The organism is Mesorhizobium sp. SP-1A, from assembly GCF_032460275.1.
GTDB lineage: Bacteria > Pseudomonadota > Alphaproteobacteria > Rhizobiales > Rhizobiaceae > Mesorhizobium.
In genome coordinates this window covers 602,985-615,702 of record NZ_JAVXZD010000003.1, presented here as the reverse complement: position 1 = coordinate 615,702, position 12,718 = coordinate 602,985, and the positions used below count along the sequence as shown (strand labels likewise).

General features: G+C 66.0%; 12 protein-coding genes. 3 read left to right on the top strand and 9 right to left on the bottom strand.

What is annotated here, in order from left to right:
• Nucleotides 1-35 precede the first annotated feature (35 nt).
• The 3 genes from QU595_RS17935 to QU595_RS17925 form a co-directional block, all read right to left on the bottom strand.
• Nucleotides 36-476, bottom strand: coding sequence for a BA14K family protein (locus tag QU595_RS17935; RefSeq protein WP_315924352.1), 441 nt, complete (start codon nt 474-476; stop codon nt 36-38).
• A 303-nt stretch (nt 477-779) separates the two neighbouring features.
• Complete coding sequence (locus QU595_RS17930; protein WP_315924350.1) at nt 780-995, bottom strand: cold-shock protein; 216 nt, start codon at nt 993-995, stop codon at nt 780-782.
• 225 nt (nt 996-1,220) lie between these two features.
• Nucleotides 1,221-1,433, bottom strand: coding sequence for a cold-shock protein (locus QU595_RS17925; protein ID WP_315924348.1), 213 nt, complete (start codon nt 1,431-1,433; stop codon nt 1,221-1,223).
• 534 nt (nt 1,434-1,967) lie between these two features.
• Between QU595_RS17925 and QU595_RS17920 the strand changes: the two genes are divergently transcribed.
• Nucleotides 1,968-3,602, top strand: coding sequence for a tetratricopeptide repeat-containing sulfotransferase family protein (locus QU595_RS17920; protein WP_315924346.1), 1,635 nt, complete (start codon nt 1,968-1,970; stop codon nt 3,600-3,602).
• Between the two features lie 3 nt (nt 3,603-3,605).
• On the opposite strand, the gene QU595_RS17915 is transcribed toward QU595_RS17920, so the two are convergent.
• The 4 genes from QU595_RS17915 to uvrB form a co-directional block, all read right to left on the bottom strand.
• Complete coding sequence (locus QU595_RS17915; protein ID WP_315924344.1) at nt 3,606-4,523, bottom strand: hypothetical protein; 918 nt, start codon at nt 4,521-4,523, stop codon at nt 3,606-3,608.
• A gap of 87 nt (nt 4,524-4,610) precedes the next feature.
• Nucleotides 4,611-4,964, bottom strand: coding sequence for a DUF1428 domain-containing protein (locus QU595_RS17910; RefSeq protein ID WP_315924342.1), 354 nt, complete (start codon nt 4,962-4,964; stop codon nt 4,611-4,613).
• Between the two features lie 9 nt (nt 4,965-4,973).
• Nucleotides 4,974-5,408, bottom strand: coding sequence for a glyoxalase/bleomycin resistance/extradiol dioxygenase family protein (locus QU595_RS17905; RefSeq protein ID WP_315924340.1), 435 nt, complete (start codon nt 5,406-5,408; stop codon nt 4,974-4,976).
• A 94-nt stretch (nt 5,409-5,502) separates the two neighbouring features.
• Nucleotides 5,503-8,670 (bottom strand): excinuclease ABC subunit UvrB, encoded by a 3,168-nt coding sequence (uvrB, locus tag QU595_RS17900; protein ID WP_315924338.1) that lies wholly within the window; start codon nt 8,668-8,670, stop codon nt 5,503-5,505.
• 169 nt (nt 8,671-8,839) lie between these two features.
• Between uvrB and QU595_RS17895 the strand changes: the two genes are divergently transcribed.
• Complete coding sequence (locus tag QU595_RS17895) at nt 8,840-9,967, top strand: CapA family protein (protein ID WP_315924335.1); 1,128 nt, start codon at nt 8,840-8,842, stop codon at nt 9,965-9,967.
• Here the strand turns inward: QU595_RS17895 and QU595_RS17890 are convergent.
• The gene (locus QU595_RS17890) at nt 9,857-10,207 is read right to left on the bottom strand and encodes a SemiSWEET transporter (protein ID WP_315924333.1); all 351 of its coding nucleotides are present in this window, start codon (nt 10,205-10,207) and stop codon (nt 9,857-9,859) included. The two genes, QU595_RS17895 and QU595_RS17890, sit on opposite strands and share 111 nt — an antisense overlap.
• A 116-nt stretch (nt 10,208-10,323) precedes the next feature.
• Here QU595_RS17890 and QU595_RS17885 point away from each other — a divergent pair, with 116 nt between their 5' ends.
• Nucleotides 10,324-11,256, top strand: a complete 933-nt coding sequence (locus QU595_RS17885; RefSeq protein WP_410000524.1) for a diacylglycerol/lipid kinase family protein — start codon at nt 10,324-10,326, stop codon at nt 11,254-11,256.
• Between the two features lie 223 nt (nt 11,257-11,479).
• Here QU595_RS17885 and QU595_RS17880 read toward each other — a convergent pair whose 3' ends face one another.
• On the bottom strand, nt 11,480-12,691 hold the full coding sequence (locus QU595_RS17880) for a mandelate racemase/muconate lactonizing enzyme family protein (RefSeq protein ID WP_315924330.1): 1,212 nt from the start codon (nt 12,689-12,691) through the stop codon (nt 11,480-11,482).
• Nucleotides 12,692-12,718 lie beyond the last annotated feature (27 nt).

Here is a 12,718-nt window from a genome sequence, read left to right as displayed (position 1 = left end):
CGCCGGAGCGTCGCCGCTCCGGAAACGCGCAAGCGTCAGTTGGCGACGCAGAAATGCTGCTGGCCATCATAGCCGATAAAGGTGCCGGAGCGTTCATCGAAGCTGCGGTAGCGGTTCGCGCAGTAATTGTACCAGGGCCGGGTCCAGGGTTGCAGGCCGCCGGAATAATATTCGCGGACCACCCGCACCGGAGCGCGGCGCACGACATAGGCGGGCCTGTCGTAGACATAGGACGGCCTGTCGTAATAGTCGTCATAGGCCGGGTCGTCATAGTAAGCGGGGCCGGACGGCTGCGAGGCGATTGCTCCGCCGATCAGGGCGCCGGCCGCGAGTCCGGCTATGCCGGCGATCGCGGCATCGTTGCCATGATGGTGACGCCGCCAGCGCCAGTCATCGGCATTGGCGGCCGACAAGGCGGTCAGCGACATCGCGCCGACGCCCACGCCGAGAATTGCTGTCTTGAGAAAACGGTTCATCACGGTCTCCTTCGTTCCGGCCGGCCCCTCGGGCGGGGCAAAGGCCCGGTGTTGGGGGCATTAATAGGAGTCCGTGGCTGAACGGAGGCTGAACGAAAAAGTTCCTGAAAACGCGGCCAAGCCGCCATAAACAGCCGAAAAAGGCCCGATTGCGCGGTCCGGTTGCACAGGAACGGGGCAATCGGGCCAAAAACGGCCGCCGGCCCATTCGTCCGAGGCCAGCGCTTTTCTCGCCTTGGCTTTAAAAATCCGCGCGCCGGCCGATTGCCGAAGCGTCCGATCGATCCGCTATGCGGAGCGCAATCAGCCGCCAATCGTCAGGTTGACGGCCTTCGGACCCTTGCCGCGCTTGTCCGGCTCGGTATCGAATGTCACTTTCTGTCCATCCTCAAGGCCAGGCAGTCCCGACGCTTGCACGGCCGAGATGTGAACGAAGACGTCCTTCGCTCCGTCGTCCGGCGTGATGAAGCCGAAACCCTTGGCGTGGTTGAAGAATTTGACAGTGCCGGTCTGCGGCATGGGTAACTCCTTTGAACCCCATCAGTCCATTTCCAGGCCCGCAAGCGCCCGGAATGGAAATTTGTCGTTTATTTTATGGCCATCGGCAAGCGAAACTTTCGAGCGATTCGCCGCCGCCTCCAGGCCTGATTCGGCGAGGCCGGCCGGTCGGGAATCCGGCCTCGCTCAGGGGAAAGGCGCTGCGGGAACCGCCACGCCTTTTCCATTTCGGGAACTGCCGGCTGCTCAGGCCGCCCGCAGGTTGACTGCCTTGGGGCCCTTGCCCATACGGTCGGGCTCGACGTCGAAGGTGACCTTCTGGCCGTCGATGAGCGTGCGCATGCCCGACTTCTCGATCGCCGAGATGTGGACGAACACGTCCTTGGCCCCGTCGTCGGGGGTGATGAAGCCGAAGCCTTTGGTGGTGTTGAAGAACTTGACGGTGCCGGTCTGGGCCATTGGGGAAACTCCTTCCACCCATTCAGTATCTGGTCCTGCCCGCCGCCTGGCGCCGGAAGACAGTTCCGGTTGGTTCTTTCGGCGATCATGCATTCGCGCACGACAAAAACCCCCGCCGAAAACGGGGCCGTCAGAGATTCACAGTGTCGGGGAAAGGGTCGCGCAAACGTTCCAGTCTCCGGGTCGCAAATGCCCGAACACGAAATTTATTGCACGGAAATGTGAAGCTTGCAAGATACCGGCGACAAGCCCGGCAAGTTGCCCCTCATACCGCCGATCGGCAAGACGGGTATCGGCCAGAAGCGCCTAAGCATAGGTACAAGAAAATGGGCCAGGGCGCGTGCGCCAAAACCGGGCGCCGTTCCATCGAAACGCCTTGAAACTTGGCGCTTCCTGGCCTACGCCGAAGCGAAACGAAGATAGGGCAGGTCTCCCATCAACAGGGCTTCGAGAAGACGAGAGGGCGCCAAGGGCGGAGCCGGCGGTTCCGGACGAGGCACGCAGCCGCCGCGCGGCGCGGCGCTCGACGCCGCGGTGCGCCAGGCGCTCGCGCTGCATCAGGCCGGGCGCGCGCAGCAGGCCGAGGCGCTCTATGGCCAGGTTCTGGCCGCGCGGCCGGACCATGCGGCGGCGGCCCATTTCCTCGGGCTGCTGATGCACCAGACCGGGCGGCGGGCCGAGGGGCTGGCGCTGATCGAGCGCTCGGTGAAGGCGGAGCCGGAGAATCCCGATTTCCTCAACAATCACGGCGCGGTGCTGCGCGATCTCGGCCGTGTCGGAGCGGCCGCGGAAGCTTTCCGCAAGGCCGTGGCCGCACGGCCCGACATGCCGGCGGCGCGCGACAATCTCGGCACCGCGCTGAAGCAGCTCGGCCAGTTCGAGGCGGCGCTGGAGGTGTTTCGCGGCACGGTCGGCCGCAATCCCTTCCATGTCCGCGCCCGGCTCGGCCTCGCCGACACGCTGATGGAAGCCGGCCGTCTGGACGAGGCGCTGGCCGCGTTCGAGGAAGCCCTGGCGATCCGCCCCAAGGACGCCGAGGCGCTGCATGGCTTCGGCGTCGCCCTGATGGAAAAGGGCCGGCTGGACGAGGCGGCCGAAATGTTCCGTCGCGCGCTCGGCGTCGAGACCCGCATGGCGACCGCATGGCAGATGCTCGCGCAGGTCAAGCAGCAGCGGGAAGCGGATGCCGAGCTTTCCTCCATGGTCTCGCTGCACGACAGGGTGCCGGCCGGCAGCCTGGAGCGCATGCAGCTTTCCTTCGGCCTCGGCAAGGTCCATGACGACCTGAAGGACTATGGGCGCGCCTTCGACTATTTCGCCGAAGCCAACGCGATCCGCCGCAAGGGCATCGCCTATGACGGCGAAAAGACCCGGCGCGAATTCGAGGCGATGAAGGCCACCTTCAGCAAGGCGTTCTTCGCCGCGCACAAGCCGAGCGCCATAGACGACGACACGCCGATCTTCGTGGTCGGCATGCCGCGTTCCGGCACGACGCTGGTCGAGCAGATCATCTCCAGCCATCCGAAGGTGTTCGGCGCGGGCGAGCTGACCATCCTGAAGACGGCGGTCGGCAAGGGCTTTCCGCTCGACATGAAGGGCGGCTTCCCGGCCGGCATCGCCGACATGCCGGACAAGGTCTTCGCCGATGCCGGCCACGACTATCTGGACATGCTGCATGCCCGTTATCCGGGCTACCGGCACGTCACCGACAAGATGCCCGGCAACTTCATGCTGATCGGCTTCCTGCACCTGATGCTGCCGAAGGCGAAGATCGTGCATTGCGCGCGCAATCCGGTGGCGACCTGCCTGTCGATCTTCAAGACCAATTTCCGCAATGACGGCCATCTCTACAGCTACGACCTCGCGGAACTAGCCGACTTCCACAACCTCTACGCCGACATGATGGCGCATTGGCACGAGGTGCTGCCGGGGGTGGTGCACGACGTGCGCTACGAGGATTTCGTCGCCGACCAGGAAGGGCAGACGCGGGCGCTGATGGATTATCTCGGCCTGCCATGGGACGATGCGGTGCTTTCCTTCCACGAGAACCAGCGGCAGGTGCGCACGGCCTCGGCCGCGCAGGTGCGCCAGCCCATGTACAAGGGGTCCGTCGATCTGTGGAAGCGCTACGGCGACCGGCTCAAGCCGCTGATCGACCGGCTCGCCTGAGCCTCACGACGGCAACGACACCGCTATGTCCCTGGCTGCCAGTGCGGCGAGAAGGCCCTGTTGCCCGGTCAGCAGGCTGATCGGCGCCATGGCGAAGAACGGCTCGGGCCCGATCGTCCGGAGCTGATCGGTCAGGCGAGCCAGCAGCAGCCCGGTCAGTTTCGGCTGGTCCACCCACAGGCCCGGCGTCGGGATGCCGTGCAGGCGCACGTCCTCGTTGAAGCGCTGCAACTCGTCGCTCTGGCGCTGGACGTAGAGCTTTTCGAGATGGGCGCCGATGGGGCCGACGCGGTGGCGCGTTTCGAGCAGATAGGCGATCTTCGGCTGGTCGATCGCCCGGTTGATGGCGGTAAGGTCGACGTTGCGGCCCAGTTCCTGGAATTCCTCGTCGGAGACGAGTTGCCTGACGGCGAGACCCTTCTGCTTGGCGCTCCCCATGATGACGCCGCCGACGGTCGGCTCCGGCCGGTGCTGGCCTTCGCCCATCAGAAGCACCGTCGCCTCCACGCCGGAAAGCGTGTCCACGACAGAGGCCAGTTGCGGCGAGGTGGAGAAGATGGCGCGCAGCCGGTCGGCGGTCTGGGCATCGAGCAGCTTGAGGATCGGCGTTATGGCCTTGCGGTCGAGATTGCTCTTCGGGAGCACCACTTTCGGCCCGACATCGACGAGGATCTGCTTCGCCGCATCGACATAGCCATTGCCGTCGGCCACCACGTCCGGGGCGAGGTTGGCGTTGATGCGCTCATAGCCGAACAGCACGCCGTTGGCTTCGCCTGGGCCGCGCAACTGCCAGAACAATGCCTTCTTGCCGGCGGCCGTGGCCAGCGAGGGCGCCAGGGCGAGCGCGGCGGCAAGGCCGAAAAGCTGGCGGCGGCTGACGGTGGACGGCTTCAGTTCTGGCGCCGGGGGAAGGGCAGGCATGGCGGGTCCGGGTCTGTTTCGGCCTCGAACGTAGATCGGGCGCCCGCCTGACTATTTCAAGCGCCCGATCCATGAATGTCACCGCAGCTAAAGCTCGATGAAGCTCTCGAAGCCGCCATAGATCAGGCGCTTGCCGTCGAAGGGCATGGTCTCGAAGTTGGTCTTGATGCGAGGATCGACCATGACCTTGGCGAGGATCTCGTCACGATCCTTGCGCGATTTGTAGGTGACCCAGGAAAAGACGACGATCTCGTCGTCCTTGGCCTGCACCGCGCGCGGAAACGAGGTCAGCTCGCCATAGGGCACATCGTCGCCGATGCACTCGACATAGCTGAGCGCGCCATACTCCATCCACACCTCGCCGGCCTTCCGGGCCATTTCCTTGTAGTCGTCGAGCTTCGCCTTGGCCACGGCGAGCACGAAACCATCGACATAAGTCATGTCAGCCTCCTATGCCTTGACCGGAGCGTTCAGGCCCCATTCGACGCCGAACGGGTCGCGCACCAGACCCCAGCGGTCGCCCCAGAACATGACCTGAAGCGGCACCGCCACCTCGCAACCGGCATCGACGGCGCGCTGCCACCAGCGGTCGATATTGTCGTTGGTCAGGTGCAGTTGCATGGTGCAGCCCTGGATGGGCTTGTGCGGATGGCCGTGCTCGGGGAAGGCATCGGAGATCATCAGGCTGGAGCCGTTGATGTAGAGATGGACGTGCATGGTGCGGCCCTTCTCGTCCGGCGGCACGACATAGACCTGCTCGGCGCCAAAGGCCTTGGCGTAGAATTCGGCCGCCTTCAGCGCGCCGTCGAGTTGCAGGTAAGGCGTCAGCCCGCCGAGCGCTTTCGGCATCTGCTGCTGCGCGGGCTGTGCGTTGGTGTCCGTCATGCGGTCCTCCTGTCTTCGGTTGCAAGCCCCCAAAGGACGTGGGGCGAGTGGGCGATCCGACATGCCGCCGACATCTTTTTGCTTCAGGCGCCCTTCAGCGGCCTGGCCGGCCGGTCTTGCCGGGCCTGCGTTTCTGGCGCACGGCGTCGGCCGGGTCCTCGTAGGAGCCGATGCCGGCTCGCTCGCGCCTGACGGGTTTGTCGCTCACGCTGTCGCCGCTTCGCGGCTCGCTCCGCCCCTTTTCCCTTTGCGCGCCTTCGGCGTCGCGGGGCGGCACCGAACGATCGGCGGCGGCCGGTCGGCCTTGCGGCTTCGCCGGAATAGCACCCTGGACCGGCTTCTCGGTGCGCCGCACCGTCATCTCGTCCAGCGTGTTTTTCCTGAACAACGATTTCTCGCGTTCGCCGGGCACGCCGTAGTCCGAGCCATGCGCCTCGCGCGCCGACTGCTTCTTGAACAGCGAGCGCGAAACCGCTCCGGCCGGCGTCTGCGTGTCGGTGCCGGGGCCCATGTCGTCCAGCGAGGGTTTCGCGAACAACGGCTTCTTCACCGGCACGGCGCCGTCGGCGCCCATCTCGTCCAGGTGCGGCTTGCGGAACAGCGAACCGCTTTCGGTCCCGTCGTCCACGGTCCGGTGCCGCTCGCGGCCCTTGTTGTGCTTGCCCTTCTCGCGGCCGGAGACAGGGCTTTCCATTTCCGCATAGCGCGCCAGCGGGTCGTCCGAAACGGCGAGTTCCAGATCGCGCAGGCGCTTGATCTCGTCGCGGATGCGGGCGGCCTTCTCGAAATCGAGGTCGGCGGCGGCGTCGCGCATCTGCTTGTCCAGCGCTTCCAGATGCGCCTTGAGGTTGTTGCCGACCATGTTGCCGTCGGCGGCGAAGTCGGAGATGTCGGCGCGGACATGGTCCTTCTCGTAGACCGAATCGAGGATGTCGGCGATGCGCGACTTGACCGATTCCGGGGTGATGCCGTTGGCTTCGTTGTATTCGAGCTGCTTCTCGCGGCGGCGGTTGGTCTCGACCATCGCCCGCTCCATCGAGCCGGTGATCTGGTCGGCATAGAGGATGACCTTGCCGTCCACGTTGCGCGCCGCGCGGCCGATGGTCTGGATCAGCGATGTCTCCGAGCGCAGGAACCCTTCCTTGTCGGCGTCGAGGATGGCGACGAAGCCGCATTCGGGAATGTCGAGGCCCTCGCGCAGCAGGTTGATGCCGACCAGCACGTCGAAGGCGCCGAGGCGCAGGTCGCGCAGGATCTCGATGCGCTCCAGCGTGTCGATGTCGGAGTGCATGTAGCGCACGCGCACGCCCTGCTCGTGCAGGTACTCGGTCAGGTCCTCGGCCATGCGCTTGGTCAGCACCGTCACCAGCGTGCGATAGCCCTTGGCCGTGGTCTCGCGGATCTCGCCGACCACGTCGTCCACCTGGCTCTTGGCCGGACGCACCTCGACCGGCGGGTCGATCAGGCCGGTCGGACGGATGACCTGCTCGGCGAAGACGCCGCCGGACTGGTCAAGTTCCCAGCCGCCCGGCGTGGCCGAAACGGCGACGGTGAGCGGGCGCATGGCGTCCCACTCCTCGAAGCGCAGCGGCCGGTTGTCCATGCAGGAGGGCAGGCGGAAGCCGTATTCGGCCAGCGTCGCCTTGCGGCGGAAGTCACCCCGGTACATGCCGCCGATCTGCGGCACGGTGACATGGCTCTCGTCGATGAAGATCAGCGCGTTGTCCGGCACATATTCGAACAGCGTCGGCGGCGGATCGCCCGGCTGGCGGCCGGTGAGATAGCGCGAATAGTTCTCGATGCCGGCGCAGGAGCCGGTCGCCTCCAGCATCTCCAGATCGAAGCGGGTGCGCTGCTCCAGCCGCTGCGCCTCGAGCAGGCGGCCAGCCTTTTCAAGCTCTTGCAGGCGGTGCTGCAGCTCTTCCTTGATCGACTTGATGGCCTGATTCAAGGTCGGGCGCGGCGTGACGTAGTGCGAGTTGGCGTAGATCTTGACCGATTTCAGGTCGCCGGTCTTGGCGCCGGTCAGCGGATCGAACTCGGTGATCGCCTCGATCTCGTCGCCGAACATGGAAATGCGCCAGCCGCGATCCTCGAGGTGGGCGGGGAAGATCTCGATGGTGTCGCCGCGCACGCGGAACGAGCCGCGCACGAAGTTCAGATCCTGCCGCTTGTATTGCTGGGCGACGAGGTCGGCGAGGAGCTGGCGCTGGTCGAGCCGGTCGCCGATCGTCATCTGGAAGGTCATCGCGGTATAGGTCTCGACCGAGCCGATACCGTAGATGCAGGAGACGGAAGCGACGATGATGACGTCGTCGCGCTCCAGCAGCGAGCGCGTGGCCGAGTGGCGCATGCGGTCGATCTGCTCGTTGATCGAGCTTTCCTTCTCGATATAGGTGTCGGTGCGCGGAACGTAGGCTTCCGGCTGGTAGTAGTCGTAGTAGGAGACGAAATACTCCACCGCGTTCTCGGGGAAGAACTTCTTGAACTCGGCATAGAGCTGGGCGGCCAGCGTCTTGTTGGGCGCGAGGATCAGGGCAGGGCGCTGCGTTTCCTCGATCACCTTGGCCATGGTGAAGGTCTTGCCCGAGCCGGTGACGCCGAGCAGCACCTGCGTGCGGTCCTCGTTGGCGATGCCTTCGACGAGGTCCTTGATGGCGGTCGGCTGGTCGCCGGACGGCTTGAATTCCGTGTCCATCCTGATGGCGATGCCGCCCTCGGATTTCTCCGGCCGTTCGGGGCGGTGCGGCGTCCACAGCACGCCGTTCTTGTGCAGCGGGTTGCCGCTTTCGATCAGGTCGGCCAGGGCCTTGACCGTGGCGGTGACGCCGGAATTGGAAATCGTCTCGGCGTCTTCCAGCGAGATATCCAGCCCCGCCACCGGATTGAGGCCGACCGCCGCGCGCTCCTTGGCGCTGGCCGCGCCGCCCATGGAGGTGCCGCGCGCCGTGCGGGTGGGGGAGGCGCTCTTCTCCGGGATCTTTTTTGAAGGTTTAGGCGATTTGCCAATGTCCCCCCTCGAGGGTGAGATTGCCTGGCGTCCTTCCTTCTCCGCTTCCTGCGAAATCTGCTCGGCCCAATCCGAGATCGAGCCGGAGAGCGGCGCGCCGGTGAATTCCGCCTGCGGCGCCTCGCCGAAGCCGCCGCGATGCAGGGGTTCGGACGCGTCGAGGAAATCGGTCACGCCGTTGCCGCGCTTTTTCGGCGCCGCACGGTTTCCATCTGCCTGAGACGGCGATTTCTTTTCGGAGGATTTGGCCATGGCCCGAATATGGGCGGAGTCAGGCCAAATGGAAAGGGTCGCCGTCCGGTCCAGCCGGATTCCGCGCCCCTTCCTGACATGAGGGTGTCAGCAGCGCGGGACTGTTCGGCGCGGCTCTTTTCGCGGACCGGTGCAAAAGCTACACAGGCGGCAAAAGGGCGAATGCGGCGTGTCTAATTTTCCTCTCTGCTACAAGCTGACATGGCTGCCGCGCCTGCTGCGTCCGTCGCTGGCCGGCAAGGCGGGCGATTTCGCCCCGGTCTCGGCATCGCTGACGCCGCCACCGGCCCGAAGCGTGCGTCTGGCCTTTGTCGGCGATATCTCGGCCGTGGCAAACCGCGCCGCGCCGGTCGTCGATCCCTCGATCTCCGCGCTGCTGGCTTCGGCCGATCTGGTCGTGGGCACATGTGAAAGTCCGGTGGTGGCGCGGCCATACGCGAGATTCGGCACCCGGATCGGCACGCGGCATGCAATGACCGAGACGTTTCTGGCCGAGGCGCTGGAGGCCGCCGGCATCCAGCGGAAAAGGCTGGTGCTCTCGCTCGCCAACAACCACGCGCTCGACCAAGGCGCCGAAGGGTTCGAGGAGACACGCGCCAGCCTCGCGCGGCTCGGCATCCGCTTCGCCGGGACGACGCGCGACGCGCCCATCGTGAATGTCGGGCCGCTCAGGCTCGGCCTGTCCGCTTTCACGATGTGGCGCAACACCGGAGCCTCCGGTTTCGACGGCCGGGTGGCGATGAACCCCGACCTGCCGCTAGCGGAATCGGCCGATCTCGTCTGCGCCCTGCCGCATTGGGACCGCGAGTTCCGGCATTTCCCGCAGGCCGGGACGCGGGCGCTGGCCAGCCGGCTGACAGGGCAGGGCGCGGCGCTGATCGTCGGCGGCCATGCCCATGTCGTGCAGCCGGTCGAGCGTATCGGCAGCGCGGTCGTGGTCTATGGGCTCGGCGATTTTCTGGGCACGGCGCTGCCCTTGCAGCCATGGCCGCTGCGTCTCGGCGCGGTGCTGACGGCGGAGGTGAGCGTGGATGCCGCGACCATGGGGGCGGTCGGCGCCTATCGCATGCACTTCTTCTACCGTCGGCCGGACGGAGCCCGCGAGCATCTGCTTCCGGTCGAGGCGCTGGATGGCGCGCTGCGGCGCACGGTGCTTTCGCGGATCGAGGCGGTGTTCGGGCCGGGGTCAGCCGAAGCGCAGCTTCATGCCGACGATGGCGATGACGAACAGGAAGGTGGCGGCGTTGGCGATGATGACCGGCCAGGAGCCGATCAGCAGGCCGTAGAGCGTCCATAGCAGGACACCGGCCGCGATGGCGCTGGTTGCCGACAGCGAGATGTCGTCGGCCCTGCGCTCGCGGGCGACCTTCGTCACCTGCGGTATCCAGCCGAGCGTGGTGATGAGCGCGGCGGCCGCGCCGATGATTTCGATTGCGGGATGCAAGGCAGCGGACTTTCGAGAAACGCCGTTTATCCGGCGCGGCCGCTCTATGCCAGATTTGCCGATTTCTGTGAAGCGGGCGGCATGCTGGTCCAATGAATCGCTCCCGGTGCCGTATGGGTGGAGTTTGTGCTTTTGATCTTGCCGGCCAAAGCCTGTTGGCGCTTCAATAGCGGAGTATCGGCAGCGAAACCGGGAGGGCACGCTTGAAAGTGGGGGTGATCCTCAATCCGGTGGCCGGCGGCGGAGGGCTGGAGCGCGAGCGGCCGCGCCTGGTCTCGGCGCTGAAGCGGCATTTCGGCGAGGTCGAATTGCGCGAGACGCAGGCTTGCGGCGACGCCGAGCGGCTGGCGCTGGATTTCGCCGTGGACGGCTTCGGGCTCGTCATCGCGGCCGGCGGCGACGGCACCGCCAGCGAGGTCGCCGACGGGCTGCTGCAGGCGGCGGACGAGGGCTGCGGCGCCGCCGAACTGGGGCTGATTCCCTGCGGCACCGGCATCGACTTCGCCCGCGGGCTCGGCCTGCCGCAGGACCTCGACGCCCTGGTCAGGCGCATCGCCGAAGCCAAGGGCCGCAAAATCGATGCCGGCCGCATCTCCTATGTCGACGACCATGGCGCGCTGGCCAGCCGGCATTTCATCAACATCGCCAGCCTCGGCCTGTCCGGCGCGACCGACCGCGCGGTAAACGCTGACAAGCGCAAGGGCCGGGTTTCGGCCAAGGCGCTGTTCTATTGGCGCACCGTGGCCGAGTTCGTGCGCTACCGGTTCCAGAACGTGCGCATCGCCATCGACGAGGGCGAACCGTTCGAGGCGCGCATGGCGCTGGTGGCGGTGGCCAATGGCAGGTACTTCGGCGGCGGCATGATGGTGGCGCCCGACGCCGCGCTGGACGACGGGCAGTTCGAGATCGTCATCCTGAAGGCGGCCGGCAAGCTGGGGCTGATCCGCGACATCCGCCTCGTCTATGGCGGGCAGCACCGCAACCATCCGGCGATCACCATCCTGCGCGGCCGCAAGGTGACCGTCGAGCCGATCGGGGACGGGGAGGAGAACGCCGCCCTGGTCGATATCGACGGCGAGTCCCCGGGGCGCATCCCGGCCATGTTCGAAATGCTGCCGGGCGCCCTGACGCTCAGATACTGATTCGGGCAGGCACGAGGGGGAAGCGGTATATGCCGACGGCCGTGGGGTGCCTGGAGAGGTTCCGGACAGCATCGCCTTCACTTCGCTCGGCTCGCTTGCGGGATGACGCCAACACCGCCATCCCGGCCAAGGGAGCGATAGCGAGCGCGAGCCGGGATCCATTCCGGAACATTTGACGGATCCCGGGCAGCCGATCTTCGCTACGGAGACGCTGGCTTAGCCGTCACGGCATCAGCGGTTCCTGCATCATCTGCAGGTGGAGCTGGTCGCCGGTCCATGGGTGCGCCTCGCACACCGCCTCGTCCAGTTCGACGCCGAGGCCGGGTTCCTTCGAGGGGATCACCCAGCCGTCCTGCCATTCGATCTTCTTCTTCAGCAGCCTGGCGTGGAAGCCGTCCCATTGCTTCAGGGATTCCAGGATAAGGAAATTGGGCAGCGTCACCGCAAGCTGGATATTGGCCGCGCCCACGATCGGCCCGCAATAGCAATGCGGGGCGATCTGGATATGGTAGGCCTCGGCCATGCCGGCGATCTTCTTGGTCTCGAGAATGCCGCCCGAGCGGCCGAGGTCGGGCTGGAGGATGGTCGCGGCGCGGTTTTCGATGACGCGGGCGAATTCGGTCTTGGTGGTCAGCCGCTCTCCGGTGGCGATGGGGATTTTCGTGCCGCGCGCCACCTCGGCCATCACCTCGGGCATGTCCGGCGGCACCGGCTCCTCGAACCAGAGCGGGTCGTAGGGTTCGATGGCGCGGGCCATGCGCAGCGCGCCCGAGGCGGTGAACTGGCCGTGGGTGCCGAACAATATGTCGGCCTTGGTGCCCACCGCCTCGCGGATCGCCTTCAGCATGCGCGCGGAAAGGTCGATGTCGACGAGCCGCGGCTGGTGGCCGTCGAAGGCCGTATAGGGACCTGCGGGGTCGAGCTTCACCGCGTTGAAGCCCTGGGCCACGTAACCGGCCGCGCATTCGGCCGCCATGTCGGGATCGTTGTAGACGTTCCTGCCCTGCGCGTCCTCGGAATGCACGCTGCCTTTTTCGGGATAGAGATAGGTGTAGGAGCGCAGCTTCTCGTGCACCTGCCCGCCCAGCAGCTTGTAGACCGGCTTGTCGGCCTCCTTGCCGATGATGTCCCAGCAGGCCATCTCCAGCGCCGAACAGCAGCCCATGACGGAAACGTCCGGACGCTGTGTGAAGCCGGAGGAATAGCAGCGGCGGAACAGGTTCTCGACGTCGTGCGGGTCGCGGCCGACGAGATAGCGTTCGGCCAGGTCCTCGATCATGCGGGCGGTGACATGGGCCGAGAAGGTGGCGTTGTAGGCCTCGCCGTAGCCGACCACGTTGGAATCGGTCGTCAGCCTGACGAAGATGAAATATTTGCCGCCGATGCCTGGCGGCGGGTTGCCGACGACGAAGGTCTTTACGTCGGTGATTTTCATGCTTGTCTCCTCTGCTGCGCCCCGCCC

What these genes read in the sequence shown, in the direction of transcription:
- QU595_RS17925 (WP_315924348.1), bottom strand. Translation starts at nt 1,433, where the DNA reads ATGGCCCAGACCGGCACCGTCAAGTTCTTCAACACCACCAAAGGCTTC.
- QU595_RS17905 (WP_315924340.1), bottom strand. Translation starts at nt 5,408, where the DNA reads ATGACGGACACCAACGCACAGCCCGCGCAGCAGCAGATGCCGAAAGCG.
- QU595_RS17930 (WP_315924350.1), bottom strand. Translation starts at nt 995, where the DNA reads ATGCCGCAGACCGGCACTGTCAAATTCTTCAACCACGCCAAGGGTTTC.
- QU595_RS17880 (WP_315924330.1), bottom strand. Translation starts at nt 12,691, where the DNA reads ATGAAAATCACCGACGTAAAGACCTTCGTCGTCGGCAACCCGCCGCCA.
- QU595_RS17910 (WP_315924342.1), bottom strand. Translation starts at nt 4,964, where the DNA reads ATGACTTATGTCGATGGTTTCGTGCTCGCCGTGGCCAAGGCGAAGCTC.
- uvrB (WP_315924338.1), bottom strand. Translation starts at nt 8,670, where the DNA reads ATGGCCAAATCCTCCGAAAAGAAATCGCCGTCTCAGGCAGATGGAAAC.
- QU595_RS17915 (WP_315924344.1), bottom strand. Translation starts at nt 4,523, where the DNA reads ATGCCTGCCCTTCCCCCGGCGCCAGAACTGAAGCCGTCCACCGTCAGC.
- QU595_RS17935 (WP_315924352.1), bottom strand. Translation starts at nt 476, where the DNA reads ATGAACCGTTTTCTCAAGACAGCAATTCTCGGCGTGGGCGTCGGCGCG.